The 13,802-nt window shown below is 65.1% G+C and carries 15 protein-coding genes; 3 read left to right on the top strand and 12 right to left on the bottom strand.

From position 1 onward, the window contains the following. Window positions 1–23: 23 nt before the first annotated feature. Genes P1IM2_RS16280 through P1IM2_RS16270 form a run of 3 tightly spaced genes read right to left on the bottom strand, consistent with a single transcriptional unit; the run spans window position 24 to window position 3,492 of the window. Window positions 24–1,046, bottom strand: coding sequence for a copper resistance protein B (locus P1IM2_RS16280; RefSeq protein ID WP_254535881.1), 1,023 nt, complete (start codon window positions 1,044–1,046; stop codon window positions 24–26). After that, window positions 1,043–2,755: a copper resistance system multicopper oxidase gene (locus tag P1IM2_RS16275; RefSeq protein WP_186403101.1), complete on the bottom strand. Its 1,713-nt coding sequence runs from the start codon at window positions 2,753–2,755 to the stop codon at window positions 1,043–1,045. Before P1IM2_RS16275 ends, P1IM2_RS16280 begins: the two co-directional genes overlap by 4 nt. Further along, window positions 2,752–3,492, bottom strand: coding sequence for a glutaredoxin family protein (locus P1IM2_RS16270; RefSeq protein ID WP_186403100.1), 741 nt, complete (start codon window positions 3,490–3,492; stop codon window positions 2,752–2,754). The genes P1IM2_RS16275 and P1IM2_RS16270 overlap by 4 nt, the downstream gene beginning before the upstream one ends. 41 nt (window positions 3,493–3,533) lie before the next feature. Here P1IM2_RS16270 and P1IM2_RS16265 point away from each other — a divergent pair, with 41 nt between their 5' ends. Further along, window positions 3,534–3,935, top strand: a complete 402-nt coding sequence (locus P1IM2_RS16265; protein ID WP_186403099.1) for a MerR family DNA-binding protein — start codon at window positions 3,534–3,536, stop codon at window positions 3,933–3,935. A gap of 118 nt (window positions 3,936–4,053) precedes the next feature. Here P1IM2_RS16265 and ychF read toward each other — a convergent pair whose 3' ends face one another. From ychF to P1IM2_RS16220, 9 genes are all read right to left on the bottom strand, one after another. Continuing rightward, window positions 4,054–5,151: a redox-regulated ATPase YchF gene (gene ychF, locus P1IM2_RS16260; RefSeq protein WP_186403098.1), complete on the bottom strand. Its 1,098-nt coding sequence runs from the start codon at window positions 5,149–5,151 to the stop codon at window positions 4,054–4,056. A 12-nt stretch (window positions 5,152–5,163) separates the two neighbouring features. After that, a complete protein-coding gene (locus P1IM2_RS16255; protein WP_186403175.1) occupies window positions 5,164–5,568 on the bottom strand; it encodes a GNAT family acetyltransferase in 405 nt (134 codons plus the stop codon). Between the two features lie 2 nt (window positions 5,569–5,570). After that, complete coding sequence (gene pth, locus P1IM2_RS16250; RefSeq protein ID WP_003044654.1) at window positions 5,571–6,140, bottom strand: aminoacyl-tRNA hydrolase; 570 nt, start codon at window positions 6,138–6,140, stop codon at window positions 5,571–5,573. Between the two features lie 66 nt (window positions 6,141–6,206). After that, entirely contained in the window at window positions 6,207–6,836 is a 630-nt protein-coding gene (locus P1IM2_RS16245; protein ID WP_003044652.1) for a 50S ribosomal protein L25/general stress protein Ctc, read from the bottom strand. A gap of 171 nt (window positions 6,837–7,007) precedes the next feature. Further along, on the bottom strand, window positions 7,008–7,850 hold the full coding sequence (locus P1IM2_RS16240) for a TraB/GumN family protein (RefSeq protein ID WP_254535883.1): 843 nt from the start codon (window positions 7,848–7,850) through the stop codon (window positions 7,008–7,010). A 56-nt stretch (window positions 7,851–7,906) separates the two neighbouring features. After that, window positions 7,907–8,842: a TraB/GumN family protein gene (locus tag P1IM2_RS16235; RefSeq protein ID WP_186403096.1), complete on the bottom strand. Its 936-nt coding sequence runs from the start codon at window positions 8,840–8,842 to the stop codon at window positions 7,907–7,909. 49 nt (window positions 8,843–8,891) lie between these two features. Next, complete coding sequence (locus tag P1IM2_RS16230; protein ID WP_254535885.1) at window positions 8,892–9,512, bottom strand: hypothetical protein; 621 nt, start codon at window positions 9,510–9,512, stop codon at window positions 8,892–8,894. Further along, the gene (locus P1IM2_RS16225; protein ID WP_003044644.1) at window positions 9,509–9,715 is read right to left on the bottom strand and encodes a helix-turn-helix transcriptional regulator; all 207 of its coding nucleotides are present in this window, start codon (window positions 9,713–9,715) and stop codon (window positions 9,509–9,511) included. The genes P1IM2_RS16230 and P1IM2_RS16225 overlap by 4 nt, the downstream gene beginning before the upstream one ends. Before the next feature lie 204 nt (window positions 9,716–9,919). Next, window positions 9,920–10,252, bottom strand: coding sequence for a UrcA family protein (locus P1IM2_RS16220; RefSeq protein WP_186403095.1), 333 nt, complete (start codon window positions 10,250–10,252; stop codon window positions 9,920–9,922). 272 nt (window positions 10,253–10,524) lie between these two features. On the opposite strand from P1IM2_RS16220, the gene P1IM2_RS16215 reads away from it, so the two are divergent. Next, window positions 10,525–11,406 (top strand): glycine--tRNA ligase subunit alpha, encoded by an 882-nt coding sequence (locus P1IM2_RS16215; RefSeq protein ID WP_231292896.1) that lies wholly within the window; start codon window positions 10,525–10,527, stop codon window positions 11,404–11,406. Further along, window positions 11,403–13,775 carry a glycine--tRNA ligase subunit beta gene (gene glyS / locus P1IM2_RS16210; protein WP_186403094.1) on the top strand — a complete coding sequence of 791 codons (2,373 nt, stop codon included), beginning with the start codon at window positions 11,403–11,405 and terminating at the stop codon, window positions 13,773–13,775. Before P1IM2_RS16215 ends, glyS begins: the two co-directional genes overlap by 4 nt. Window positions 13,776–13,802: the final 27 nt, after the last annotated feature.

The raw sequence follows: 13,802 nt of genomic DNA, 5'->3' as shown, positions 1-13,802 counted from the left end.
CATCAATGATCTTGGCGGCGGGGTCAGAACCAGATGCGGATCCCGGCAACGACGCTGGACCGCGACGGGTCGTTGCCGACGGCGCGCGCGAACTGCGCAGAGCGGCCGATCTTGCCTTCCCAGACATAGCCCAGATAGGGCGCGAATTCGCGGGCAAGCTCATAGCGCAGGCGCAGGCCCAGTTCGGCACTCGACAGCCCGGCGCCGATACCCTGTTCGCGCACGTCCTGAAGCGCGACGTTCAGTTCCGCCGACGGCTGCAGGATCAGGCGCTGGGTGATGCGCTGGTCGTAGCTCCCTTCGACACGGGCGGTGACATCGCCCTTGTCCGACAGGAACAGCGCCGCTTCGACGTCGAACCAATAGGGCGCGAGTCCTTCGACGCCGACAACGGCGTAAGTGGGCGAGGGGCCGGGGCCGACATCCTGACGCAGCCCGGTCTGGAGATCGAAATAGGGGCCGATGGCATGGCCCCACAATAGCTGCCCCTCGCCGCGGTCGAACGCGCCGCCGAAGGCGCCTTCGCCCTCGCTTTTGATGACGAGCTTGTCGATGTCGCCACCGAAGCGGCCTTCGCCGTCCCAGCTATAGGTGGTTTCGCCGGAGCCGACGCGGACTTCGGCGTGATCGAGCATGATCCTGGAAGTGCTGCCGCCGCCATGCTCGGCGTATAGGCGGGCGCGGACGGGTGCCATCGCGTCGGCGCCGAAGATCGCATCGGCGGCATCGACGCGCGGCGCGGGCGGCGGCGGGGCATTGCCGACGGGCGGCGAGGGGGGTGGGGCTGTCGTGGGCTCGCCGGGGGTGCAGTGCCCCATGGCGGCGTGTTCGGGCGGACAGCCGGGGGGCGGGGGCGGCGCAGGCATGGCGCAATGTCCCATCGCCGCATGTTCGGGCGAACAGGACGGTGGCGGCGGCGGGGGCGCCACTACGGGCATCGTGCAATGGCCCATGGCGGCATGGTCGGCGGTACAGCCGGGCGCGGGGGCGGGATGCGCCATCGCGTCCGGCTGTGCGGCCAGCAACAGGAGCGCCATCGGGATCATGCCGCATCCTCCGCGGCGCGCACCGTCACGACCTGCATCATCCCCGCGTGCATGTGATAGAGGAGGTGACAATGAAAGGCCCAGTCGCCCGGCGCATCGGCGGTCAGGTCGAAGGTCACCTTGCCGCCCGGCTGGACATTCACAGTATGCTTGCGCGGGGCATGGTCGCCCTTGCCCGTGACCAGTTCGAAGAAATGACCGTGCAGGTGGATGGGGTGCGTCATCATCGTGTCGTTGACCAGCGTCACGCGCACGCGCTCGCCCAGCGTGAAGGGAATGGGTGCGGTGACCTCGTTCATCTTCACCCCGTCGAACGCCCACATATAGCGTTCCATGTTGCCGGTCAGATGGATCTGCATCTCGCGCGACGGGACGCGGGTATCGGGGTTGCGATCGAGCGCGACGAGATCGCGATAGGTCAAGGCGTCCGCGACATCCTCCAGCCCCTGTCCGGGCTCACCGGTGCGATCGACCGGCATCGGCGAGATCGACTGGACAGCGGGCGTGTCCTTGACGCTCGGCGCGCCTTTCATGTCGCGCATGCCGTGCCGCATCGGTTCGCCCGGCGCGGCCGAGCCGTGTCCCATCGCGCCATGGTCCATGCCGTCCATGCCCATATCGCCCATGCCCATATCGCGCATCGTCGCGAGCGGACGGGCGCGCAGCGGCGGAACCGGCGCGGTCATGCCGGGGCGCGGGGCGAGCGTTGCGCGCGCCATGCCCGATCGGTCGCTGTTCTCGGCGATGATGCTGTAGGCGCGGTCTTCGGGCTCGACGATCACGTCATAGGTTTCGGCGACCCCGATCTGAAATTCGCCCACTTTCACGGGACGGACGTTCAGGCCGTCCGCCTGCACCACGGTGATCGCAAGATCGGGCACGCGGATGTTGAAGGTCGTCATCGCCGATGCGTTGATGACCCGCAGCCGGACGCGTTCGCCCGCAGCGAACAGCCCGGTCCAATTGTCGGCGGAACCGTGACCGTTGACGAGATAGGTATAGGCCGCCGCGGTCACATCGCTGATGTCGGTCGGGTCCATCCGCATCGCGCCCCACGCGACCCGGTCGGCCAGCGGCTGGTCGCGGCCCGCGATCAACCCCGCGAGCGTCTGCTTGTTGTGGTTGAAATAGCCGCCCATTTGCTTGAGCTTTTTGAAGATCGCGTGCGGGTGCAGCGCGCTGTGGTCGGACAGGACGATCACATGCTCGCGGTCATAGGCGACGGGATCGGGATCGGCGGGGTCGATGACGATCGGGCCGTAATGGCCCATCTGTTCCTGCAGCCCCGAATGGCTGTGATACCAATAGGTGCCCGACTGCCGCACCGGAAATTCATAGGTGAAGGTCGCGCCCGGTGCGATTCCGGGAAAGCTGATGCCCGGCACGCCGTCCATATGAAAGGGCAGGATCAGCCCATGCCAGTGGATCGAGCTATCCTCGTCGGGCAGGGCGTTGGTGACATGCAGCCGCGCCGTCGTGCCTTCTTTCAGGCGCACCAGCGGGCCCGGGATCGTCCCGTTAATGCCGATCGCATGGCTGGCCTTGCCGTCGGCGGTCAGCATCCGGTGCGCGATGGTCAGGCGGATATCGGTGCCGCCGACCGTCGGCAGCCCCGACGCGATCGGCTGTGCCCAGGCGGGGAGCCATGGGACAAGCGCCGCCGCGCCGCCTGCCGCCAACAGCGAACGGCGGCCGATCGCGCCGCTCATGCGATGGCTCCGCGCAGCATCCAGAGCGCCATCGCGATCATCATCAGATTTTCGGTCAGCGATACGAAGCCCAGCGGTACCTTGCTGCTGCCACCGACGCAGGCGCATTTGATGTCGCGGCGGTTGATATAGACCGCCTTGAAGACCGACACCGCGCCGATGATGGCGATGAACAGCGCGACCGGGATCGACAGCCAGGGGAGGGCGTGGGCGGTCATCAGAACCCCGGCCAGCCCCTCGGCAAAGGGGTAGACATAGGAATAGGGAACCCAGCGCCGCGCGAGCAGGTCATAGTTGAGGAACATCGTCGAGAAGCTTTCGACGTCCTGCAGCTTGAGCAGCGCCAGAACGATCATGCTGAAAGAGATGAACCATTCGGCGGCGCGCAGGGTGAAGGGGCTGCCGTAGGTGGCGAAGCTCGCGGCGAGGGCCATCAGCGCGGTCATCGCGAACAGTGCGATCACGGGCGTATAGCTCGTCGCACCCGGATCGCGGACCGCAAGGCCGAAATGGCGGCGCAGATCGTCATAGCCGCCGATCCGGCGGCCATCGATAAAGGTTTGCGGTGTCGTCTTGACGTCATGTTCGGCCTTGAACGCGTCGGTTTGCGCGCGCGTCCCCAGCCAATGATCGTCGACGGTGAAGCCCTTTCGTTCGAGGAGGTGCTTCGCTTTCAGGCCATAGGGACAGATATGCTCCGGCATGACCATGCGGTAGAGGGTTGCTGTCTGTGTCATGCCGCCTGTATAACCTCCGTACCATGGTACGGAGTCAAGCGATGCAGCTTTCGATCGGAAAACTGGCCGAAGCGGGCGGCGTTGGGGTCGAAACGGTCCGTTATTATCAGCGCCGCGGGTTGATGACGACGCCCGCGCGCAGCGGCGGCGAGGGGTGGGGCGCCGGCATCCGTCGCTATGATGCCGACGATGTCCGCCGGCTACAATTCATCCGGTCGGCGCAGGCGTCGGGCTTCACGCTCGAGGAAATCGCCGAGCTGCTCGAACTTGAACAGAGCGACGATCGTGCGCGGGTCCGCAGCCTCGCCCGCCAGCGCATCGCGGTGCTCGACGCCAAGATTGCCCAGATGAGCGAAACCCGCGCCGCGCTCGCGCGGCTGGCGGACCAGTGCGCCGCAACCGACAAGGGCCCTTGCCCCATACTCGCGGCGTTCGAGCCCTGACGTCGTTGCGAGGAGCGCGGCGACGACGCAATCTCCCGCTGTCGTCCGTACGCAAGGTCGATGGCTGGATATTGCCTCGCTTCGCTCGCAATGACGAAGTTTCTGGGCGCAGCGCGGCCTAGCTATGCAGGAAGTGCATGACGTCGCCGTCGTGCACGACATAGGCCTTGCCTTCGGCGCGCAGCTTGCCGGCTTCGCGCGCCTTGGCTTCACCGCCCAGCGCGACATAATCGTCATAGGCGATGGTTTCGGCGCGAATGAAGCCCTTCTGGAAATCACTGTGGATTTCGCCCGCGGCCTCCGGCGCGGTCGCGCCGGTATGGACGGTCCAGGCGCGCGCCTCCTTCGGGCCGACGGTGAAGAAGGTCAGCAGGTGGAGCAGCTCATATCCTGCGCGGATCACGCGCGCGAGGCCGGTTTCGTGCAGCCCCATCTCCTCGAGGAACATCATGCGTTCTTCGCCGTCCATGCCGACGAGTTCGCTTTCGATCGCTGCCGAGACGATCACCGCCTGTGCGCCCTCGGCCTTGGCGCGCGCGAAGACGGCTTCGCTGTGCGCGTTGCCGGTCGCGGCGTTCGCTTCTTCGACATTGCAGACATAGAGGACGGGTTTGCTGGTCAGCAGCTGCGCCTGCCGGAGGATGCGCTCTTCATCGGCGTCCTTCGGATCGGTCAGACGCGCGGGCTTGCCGTCGCGCAGCAGATCAAGCGCCTGGCCGAGCACCGATGCTGCGGCCTTGGCTTCCTTGTCGCCCTGCGCCGCCTTCTTCGTGAAAGCGGGGACGCGCTTCTCCAGGCTCTCGAGATCGGAAAGCAGAAGCTCGGTCTCGACCGTCTCGGCGTCGGCGACCGGATCGACCTTGTTCTCGACATGCTGGATGTCGTCATCCTCGAAACAGCGCAGGACGTGGATGATCGCGTCGACTTCGCGGATGTTGCCGAGGAACTGGTTGCCGAGCCCTTCGCCCTTCGACGCGCCGCGCACGAGGCCGGCGATATCGACGAAGGCGAGCTGCGTCGGAATGATCTTCTGACTGCCCGCGATCGCCGCAAGCTTGTCGAGCCGTGCGTCGGGCACCGCGACATTGCCGATATTCGGTTCGATCGTGCAGAAGGGATAATTCGCCGCCTGCGCCGCCTGCGTCTCGGTCAGCGCGTTGAACAGCGTCGACTTGCCGACGTTCGGCAGCCCGACGATCCCGCATTTGAAACCCATTTTCCTACCCTTTTAATCAAGCCGGCGGGCAAAGACGCGCACCGGCTGCAAATCCCAGTCGAGGCGCTCATAGAGCCCCGCGGCGGGATTTCCATCCCGAACCATCAATTCCACCTTCGGACAGCCCCGCGACCGCAGCCAGTCGCAGCCGGCATCGAGCAGATCGCGCGCGATCCCGCTGCCGCGCCGGTCGGGCTGGACGCCCAGATAATAGACCCAGCCGCGGTGACCGTCGAAGCCGACCATGATCGTGCCGGCAATCGCGCGTCCGGCTTCGGCGAGCAGGATCGTCGCGGCGTCGTGGCCGAGCGCGCGATCGAAGTCGGCGTACGGGTCGTTCCAGGGCCGGGTCAGGTCGCAGCTTTGCCACAGGGCGACCGCGGCGTCGCGATCGGCGGGCGTCGCGGCGCGGATCATTGTCACGGTTGCAGCCGCAGCGCCAGATCGTTCTGGAACCGCACGTCGTCGCCCTCCGCAAGCCAGCTCGCTTCGGCGGCGATCGCACCGAGCAAGTCGGTCAGCGGTTCGATCTCGGTCTTGTGGTAATTGCCAAGGACATGACCCGTCACGCGGTCCTTGTGCCCCGGATGACCGATGCCGATGCGGACGCGGCGGAAATCGTCGCCGATATGCTGGATCATGCTGCGGATGCCGTTATGTCCGGCCGCGCCGCCGCCCTGTTTGACCTTCACCTTCATCGGCGCAAGGTCGAGTTCGTCATAAAAGGCGGTCACGTCCTGCGGCGCGAGCTTGTAGAAATCCATCGCGGCGCGCACGCTGCGGCCGCTTTCGTTCATGAAGGTGCCGGGCTTGAGCAGCAAAATGCGGGTCCGGCCGATGCGGCCGTCCTGCAGCCAGCCCTGAAATTTCTTGGCGGGCGGCGCGAATTGATGGGTGTCGGCGATTACGTCGATCGCCATGAAGCCGACATTATGCCGGTTCATCGCATATTGAGGCCCGGGATTGCCGAGGCCGACCCAGAGCTGCATTGTGGTGCCTTTCCCGGGTCCGATGGAAACGCCCCTCCCGCCGGGGAGGGGCGCATCCGGTAAGCGTTAGGCTTCGCCTTCGGCGGCTTCGCCTTCGTCCTTCGTCGTGTCGCCATCGCTCGACTTGAGCGCCGACGGAGCGACGATGGTCGCAATCGTGAAGTCGCGATCGCTGATCGCGCTTTCGACGCCCTTGGGCAGGGCGACGTTGCTGATGTGGATCGAATCGCCGACGTCGAAGCCGGTGACGTCGATGCTGATTTCGTCGGGGATCTTGTCCGCTTCGCAGACGAGTTCCAGCTCGTGACGAACGATGTTCAGCACGCCGCCACGCTTCAGGCCGGGCGAGGCTTCTTCGTTGGCGAACACCACCGGCACTTCGACATGGACCTTGGCGTCCTTCGAGATGCGCAGGAAGTCCGCGTGGATCGGGCGATCCTTGACGGGATGAAAGGCGACGTCCTTGGGCAGGGTGCGGACGGTCTTGCCGCCCACTTCGATCATCACGACCGAGTTCATGAAGTGACCCGTCATCAGCTGCTTCATCAGCAGCTTTTCTTCGACGTGGATCATCAGGGGTTCTTCGTTGCCGCCATAGACGACGGCGGGGACGCGGCCATTGCGACGCAGGTCACGCGAGGCTCCCTTGCCTGCACGTTCGCGCGTCTCGGCCGTCAGCGTCAGCTGATCGCTCATATCATTTCTCCGAGAAACAGTTGCACATATCCGCCACGCCTCCAGGGATGACCATGACGGAAGCGCGGGCGCATAGCCGGGAACCGGCGGAAAGGCAAGCGCGATGCGGGAAAAGGGGATCGGGTCGGCGAAAAGGGGGATGTCGGTATCGCATCTCGTCTTGCCGCCCGGCTATTGCACCCGCGCCACCCGGTATCCGGCCGCTTCCAGGGCGGCGGGAACGCCGTCAGCGCCCACCAGATGTCCCGCACCGACCGCGACCAGCACCGTGCCGGGTTTCGCCATGCGCTGCTCCACCCACTTGGTCCAGCGCTGGTTGCGATCGGTGATGATCGCGGCGCGCGCGGCCGGGACCGCGTCGACATCCTCGTTCACCACCTTTTCGAGAGCGGCGACGTCGCCGCGCGCCCAGGCAGCGTTCATCGCCTTGACGTCGGCAACGCCGCTTGCCGAATTGGCGAGCGCGCGCGTCAACAGGCGGCGCTGCGTTGCGGCGTCGAGCGTTTCGAACAGCGTCAACTGCGCCCGCGCCGTCTCCAGCCCGCCGATCGGCTTTCCGGCGTCGGAAAAGCGCTGCGTCAGCCGGGCTTCGACGCCATCTTCGGGCGACAGATCGGCCTGCTGCGCGACGCGCTGGCCCATCAGCACCAGGATTGCCCAGTCGTCGAGCGCATCGCCGCCGAAACCGCTGCCGGCGGCTTCTATCTTGCGATAGGCGGCAAGCGCCGCCGGATCGAGCCGGCGCTCCATCGCCAGCGGCGCGCTGCGCGGTGCGAGTTCGCGGAACACGTCGCCCGCAGCCGCAAGCTGATCGGGCGCTAGCTCAAGAATCAATTCGTCGGCCGCCGCAATCGCCGCGCCGACCTTCCCGCCGTCCCAGCGCGTGCCGGGGGGAAGCGCGTGCATCGAACCGAGCAGGAAGATGCGCGTGTCGGCGTCTTCGACCAGCCACATCGCCGGATGCGCTTCGGTTATCGGCGCTGCGGGTTTGCAGGCAAGCAGCAGCAACGGCAACAGGGCCGCCGCGGCGCGGCGACCCCAGGGCCGAAGGGCAAGGGCGCCCCGATGCCTCACTGGATACGCGTTACCTTCAACCCGCGCCCCTTTAGATAATCCTGCACGCTCTTTGCGCCCGCCAGATGGCCCGCGCCGACCGCGACGAAAACGGTGCCCGGCTGCGCCATGCGCGCCTCGATCTGTTCGGCCCAGCGCGCGTTGCGATCCCACAGCAACGTCTTGGCGACGTCGGGCGTTTCGGCAAGCCCCTCGTTCATCGTTTCGGCGAGCGCAGCCGGATCGCCGGCCCCCCATTGCCCGACCATCGTGTCGAGCTGCGGCCCCAGCTTGTCGAGATCCTTGACCATGACGTTGAGGAAGGCGATCTGGCTGGACATGGGCAGCGCATCGAAAAAGCCGAGCTGTTCGCCGAGCGTTTCGAACCCGGAGATCGGCTTGGCGGCCGCCTTCGCTGCATTGCTCAACTGCTTTTCGGCGCCTTCTTCGGGGTTGTAGCCCATTTTGGTCAGCGGCAGCACCGACAGGGTGATCCCCGCAAACCACGGCTTGAAGCCGTCGAAGCTGGCGGGCGGCAGGCCCAGGCTGGTCATCGCCGCCTGATAGGCTGCAAGCGCTGCCGGATCGAGCCGCGACGAAAGCGCCGTTCCGCTCTGGTCCAATGCCAGCGCCATCGTTTCCTTCGCCACTTCATTCTGGTCTTCGGGCAGTACAAGTTCGAGCTTGAGTTCGTCCGATTTGTCGAACGCGTCTTTGACGGCGCCGTCGAACCAGCTCAGTCCGGGCTTCAGCACGTGCACGGTGCCGAACAGATAGACGGTGGTGTCGTCGTCCTTCACCGCCCACAGCGCGGGTTTGATCGCGGTCGTCGTTGCCGCCGCGGGCGCGGCAGCTTCCTGCGCCGCGGCGCTGGTGTATCCCGGCACGACCGCGCATTGGGCGAGGGGAATGATCGCGCAGCTGAGCGCAAGTTTGCGGAAGAAGGAGGTCATCGGGCCTGCTTTCGTTTAAAAAGGGGAGGGGCAAGAGGTTCGCTGATAATCAACGATATTTGAACCAGAGATAGACGATCAGGTTGACGGCGAGCGTCAGGACAAAGAGCGCCATGGCATCGACCGGCGGCGCCAGGCTCGCGCGGGCGGCGACCCACCACACGGGGCAGGCGATCACAAAGGCATGGAAGCCGGCGACGCTCCCCAGATAATAGGCGTGGCGTTCATGATCGTCGACTGCGCGGAAATAGAAGAGGCTGGCGACGCTCATCCCGACGACCCAGATCGCCGAGACGATGATCGCGGTTGCGGGGGTCAAGGGCGCATTGCTCGCCAGATCGCCCGACCCCTGCGCAACCTGGAGGGTCAGCGCGACCCCCGCGCCGAGGCTCATCGACGCGACCATCGTCACCCAATAGAGGCGCTTGCGCGGAGACCAGCCGGCCCAGGCTTCACGGTTGAGGCGGATATAGAGCGCCATACCGGCCAGTGCGAGTATGAGCGCCGCTACCGGGCCCGCCCATGTCGGCAACGGCTGGCCGCCGGTTTCGGCCACGCCGTCGCTATAGCCGGCGAAAGCGCCAGCAACGGCTCCTGCGATCATGATGATGGCAACCGGCCACAGATAACCGGGACCGGCGCGGCGTTCCTTCGGCATGTTCGTCATCATTCCTGTCCTGCAAAACCGTCGTCGAAAATCTCTTCGATCGGCATTTCGAATAGTCGGGCCAGCTTGAAAGCGAGCGGTAAAGACGGGTCGTATTTCCCTGTCTCGATTGCATTTACTGCCTGCCGCGACACGTCGAGCCGGTCGGCCAGTTCGGCCTGGCTCCAATTGCGCATTGCGCGGAGGACTTTCAGTTTGTTGTTCATCGGCGCCTCGCCAATAGGATCCCTTCGGACCTGCATATAGTCACAATCGATATCCTTTTGTCAGCCGATCGAAACGCGATGCTTGGCCCGCCGGGATTTTCGGGATCAAGAGGCTGGAGCGCCGCCGCGTCGGGCCACGCTCCAGCTCAAGTCGCCTGCCGACACCGGGGAGCATCGACGCGGACGAAGCCCGAGGGAGAGGGATCAGCGGCCGGGCTTGATCATCAGCAGCGCCAGCCGGGTGCCGCCGTCGGCGCGGGCAATGGCGCGTTCCATCTGGGGCTTCGCCGCGGCGAGGGCCGACGCCATGCAGGCATTTTCCGATTGGCGCGCGGCGAGACCGCGGGCCGACGTGGCGCAAATCTGGCGCGCGGCGCTGTGAACGCGTGCCTCCAGCCGCTCGCGCCCCTTGGCGCTCGTGAGCTTGAGGTCGTCGATGCGGATGGTGGCGGTGGGCGCTTCATCGGCGGTCGCGGCGAGTGCCGGCGTGCCGGCCAGAGCGAGCGAGAGGGCGAGGATGGTGGTGCGAGCGATCATGATGGGTCTCCTTGAATGATGTCTTGGTCACGCCAACCTGTCTTCATGTCAGGTATGCATGACTATATGTCGTGATTCGCTGACTATGTCAACAACACGTGACAAAAAGTTTTGTGACCGTGACACGCGGCGTGATTTGATCGGTGTGCAGATGGCGGCGAGCCTTGACCCTGCGCGCCCGCTGCGCCAAGGGCGGCGGCGATTGTTGCACCTGCGAAAGATGTGGACTCGTGGCCGATACGGCAGAAAAGAAACCACTCAGCTTTCAGGACATGATCCTGACGCTTCACGATTATTGGAGCGCGCGGGGCTGTGCGATCCTGCAGCCCTATGACATGCGGGTGGGCGCGGGGACGTTTCACCCGGCGACGACGCTGCGCAGCCTGGGGCCGGAGCCGTGGAATGTCGCCTATGTCCAGCCAAGCCGCCGCCCGACCGACGGCCGCTATGGCGAGAACCCGAACCGCCTTCAGCATTATTATCAATATCAGGTGATCCTGAAGCCGTCGCCCGCCGACCTGCAGGAGCAATATCTCGGCAGCCTGGCCGCGATCGGCATCGATCCGCTGCTCCACGACATCCGGTTCGTCGAGGATGACTGGGAATCGCCGACGCTCGGCGCATGGGGGCTGGGCTGGGAAGTCTGGTGCGACGGGATGGAAGTCACCCAGTTCACTTATTTTCAGCAGATGGGCGGCTTCGACTGCAAACCCGTAGCGGGCGAGCTGACCTACGGGCTCGAACGCCTCGCCATGTATATCCAGAATGTCGACAATGTGTACGACCTCAGGTTTTCCGACCCCGTCGGCGACGTGCCGGGTTTGAGCTATGGCGATGTCTTCCTCGAAAACGAGCGCCAATTCTCGAAATGGAATTTCGAGGTTGCCGACACCGATACGCTGTTCGCGGGGTTCAAGGCGGCCGAAGACGAATGCAAGCGCGCAATCGCGGCGAATGTGCCGCTTGCTGCGTACGACCAGGCGATCGAGGCGAGCCACCTTTTCAACCTTTTGCAGGCGCGCGGCGTGATCAGTGTGCAGGAACGCGCCAATTACATGGCGCGCGTCCGCGACCTCGCGAAGGGAAGCTGCAAGGCGTGGATCGACAGCCAGTCCGAACGCTGGACCGAAAAATATCCGGGGTGGGTGCTGTGACCGACTTTCTTCTCGAACTGCGCAGCGAGGAAATCCCCGCGCGGATGCAAGCGGGCGCGCGCGCCGAGCTGGAAAAGCTGTTCCGCGCGCAGATGGCGGCGGCGGGCATCGACGTCGGCGATCTGACCATCTGGTCGACCCCGCGCCGCCTCGCGCTGATCGCAAAGGGGCTTCCGCAAGCGACCGCTGCGGTCAGCGAGGAAATCAAAGGGCCGCGCAGAAGCGCGCCGCCGCAGGCGCTCGAAGGCTTCCTCCGCAAGACCGGACTGACGCAGGATCAGCTCGAAGATCGCGATGGCGTTTACTTCGCCGTGATCGACAAGCCCGGCCGTGCGACGGCCGAGGTGCTCGCCGAGGCGATCCCCGCAATCGTCCGCGGCTTTTCGTGGCCCAAGTCGATGCGCTGGGGCCGCGAAAGTGCGAGCAGCGAAAGCCTGCGCTGGGTGCGCCCGCTGTCGGGGATCGTCGCGATCTTCGGCGACGAAGTTATCGAGACGACGCTCGACATGGCAAGCGTGTATGCGAACAGGACCGGCGAAATCGCTATTGTTCCGGGCGTTCCGACAGGATTGACAACCGGACGAACCACGCGGGGTCATCGTTTCCACTGCCCCGGCGAAATCACCATCGGATCGGCCGCCGACTATGCCGAAAAGCTGCGCGCGTGCCACGTTATCGTCGACCATGAGGAGCGGCAGGCGATCATCCGCGACGGCGCCGCCAAGGCCGCGGCTGATGCCGGGCTGAGCCTCGTCGAGGACGAGGGGCTGGTGATCGAGAATGCGGGGCTCACCGAATGGCCGGTGCCCTTGCTCGGGCGCTTCGACGAAGCCTTCCTGGAGGTGCCGCCCGAGGTGATCCAGCTTACCGCGCGCGTGAACCAGAAATATTTCGTCGTGAACGGCGCCGACGGCAAGCTTGCCAACGGCTTCGTCTGCACCGCGAACATCGACGCCAAAGACGGCGGCGCCGAGATCGTCGCGGGCAATCGCAAGGTGCTGGCGGCGCGGCTGTCGGACGCGCGCTTCTTCTGGGAGCAGGATCAGAAGAAGACGCTCGCGCAGCACGCCGAGAAGCTGGCGAATATCACCTTTCACGAGAAGCTGGGCACCGTTGCCGACAAGGTCGAACGCGTCGCAAAGCTGGCCCGCTGGCTGGTCGAGGAAAGAATCGTCGCCCCCGCGAAGGCGGGGGTCGCTGGAGGTAATGCGCCAAACGCAACGGCCCCCGCCTCCGCGGGGGCGACGGCTGAATTGGCCGACCAGGCCGAACTCGCCGCGCGGCTGGCGAAGGCCGATCTCGTCACCGAGATGGTCGGCGAATTCCCCGAATTGCAGGGCTTGATGGGCGGTTATTACGCCCGCGCCGAAGGCTTGCCCGACGCGGTCGCCGACGCGATCCGCGATCATTACAAGCCGGTCGGGCAGGGCGATGATGTGCCGACCGCGCCGGTGACGGTGGCCGTGGCGCTGGCGGACAAGCTGGATACGCTAGCTGGGTTCTTCGCTGAAGAAATGCCACCAAGTGGCAGCCGCGATCCCTTCGCCTTGAGGCGTGCAGCATTGGGTGTGATTGCCACTGTTCTCGAAAATGGTGTCAGAATGCCCCTGCTTGATGCTTGTTTCATTGCGGCCGGCGAGGTTACGTTTCGTCACCAACGGTCTCCGTTGGAACGAATCTGGCCGACCGTGGATCAACTTGCCAAGCTGAAGACCACTCTAGGTTGGCAAGATATGTTCAATCCGTTGATTGAGGCAGGCACAAAGCAGGCCAATGAAGCAGCTGCTTGGTTTTCGATTAAGGCTAAGTCGGCGTCATTAGATTTGCTTAATTTCTTCGCCGACCGCCTAAAGGTCCAGCAACGCGAGGCCGGTGTCCGTCACGACCTGATTGACGCGGTGTTCGCGCTCGGCGGCGAGGACGATCTCGTTCGCCTGCTCGCGCGTGTGAAAGCGTTGCAGGCGTTTATGGCGACCGAGGACGGCGCCAATCTGCTTGCGGGCTACAAGCGCGCGGCGAATATATTGAAGCAGGCCGAAAAAGACGTCGTCCCCGCGCAGGCGGGGACCGCGGGCACCACTGCTTCCACGATAACGGCCCCCGCCTTCGCGGGGGCGACGGATGTGGACAAGGCGCTGCTCGCCGCGCTCGATGCGGCTGAGCCTGCGGCGTCCGCGGCGGTCGCTGACGAACGCTTTACCGACGCCATGGCGGCGCTCGCCAGCCTGCGCGCGCCGATCGACGCTTTTTTCGACGGCGTGATGGTCAACGATCCCGACGAAGCGGTGCGCGCCTATCGCCTCGGCCTGCTGTCGCGCTTTACCGGCGCGGTGCATGGCGTTGCCGATTTCTCGAAGATCGAGGGCTGACGCGCCGGCTATCCGCCAGAGCTTATA

The organism is Sphingopyxis sp. P1IMeth2 (assembly GCF_900185685.1).
GTDB classification, from domain to species: Bacteria; Pseudomonadota; Alphaproteobacteria; order Sphingomonadales; family Sphingomonadaceae; genus Sphingopyxis; species Sphingopyxis terrae_A.
The sequence above is the reverse complement of the archived record's forward strand: the minus strand, read 5'-3'. Positions and strand labels throughout refer to the sequence as shown.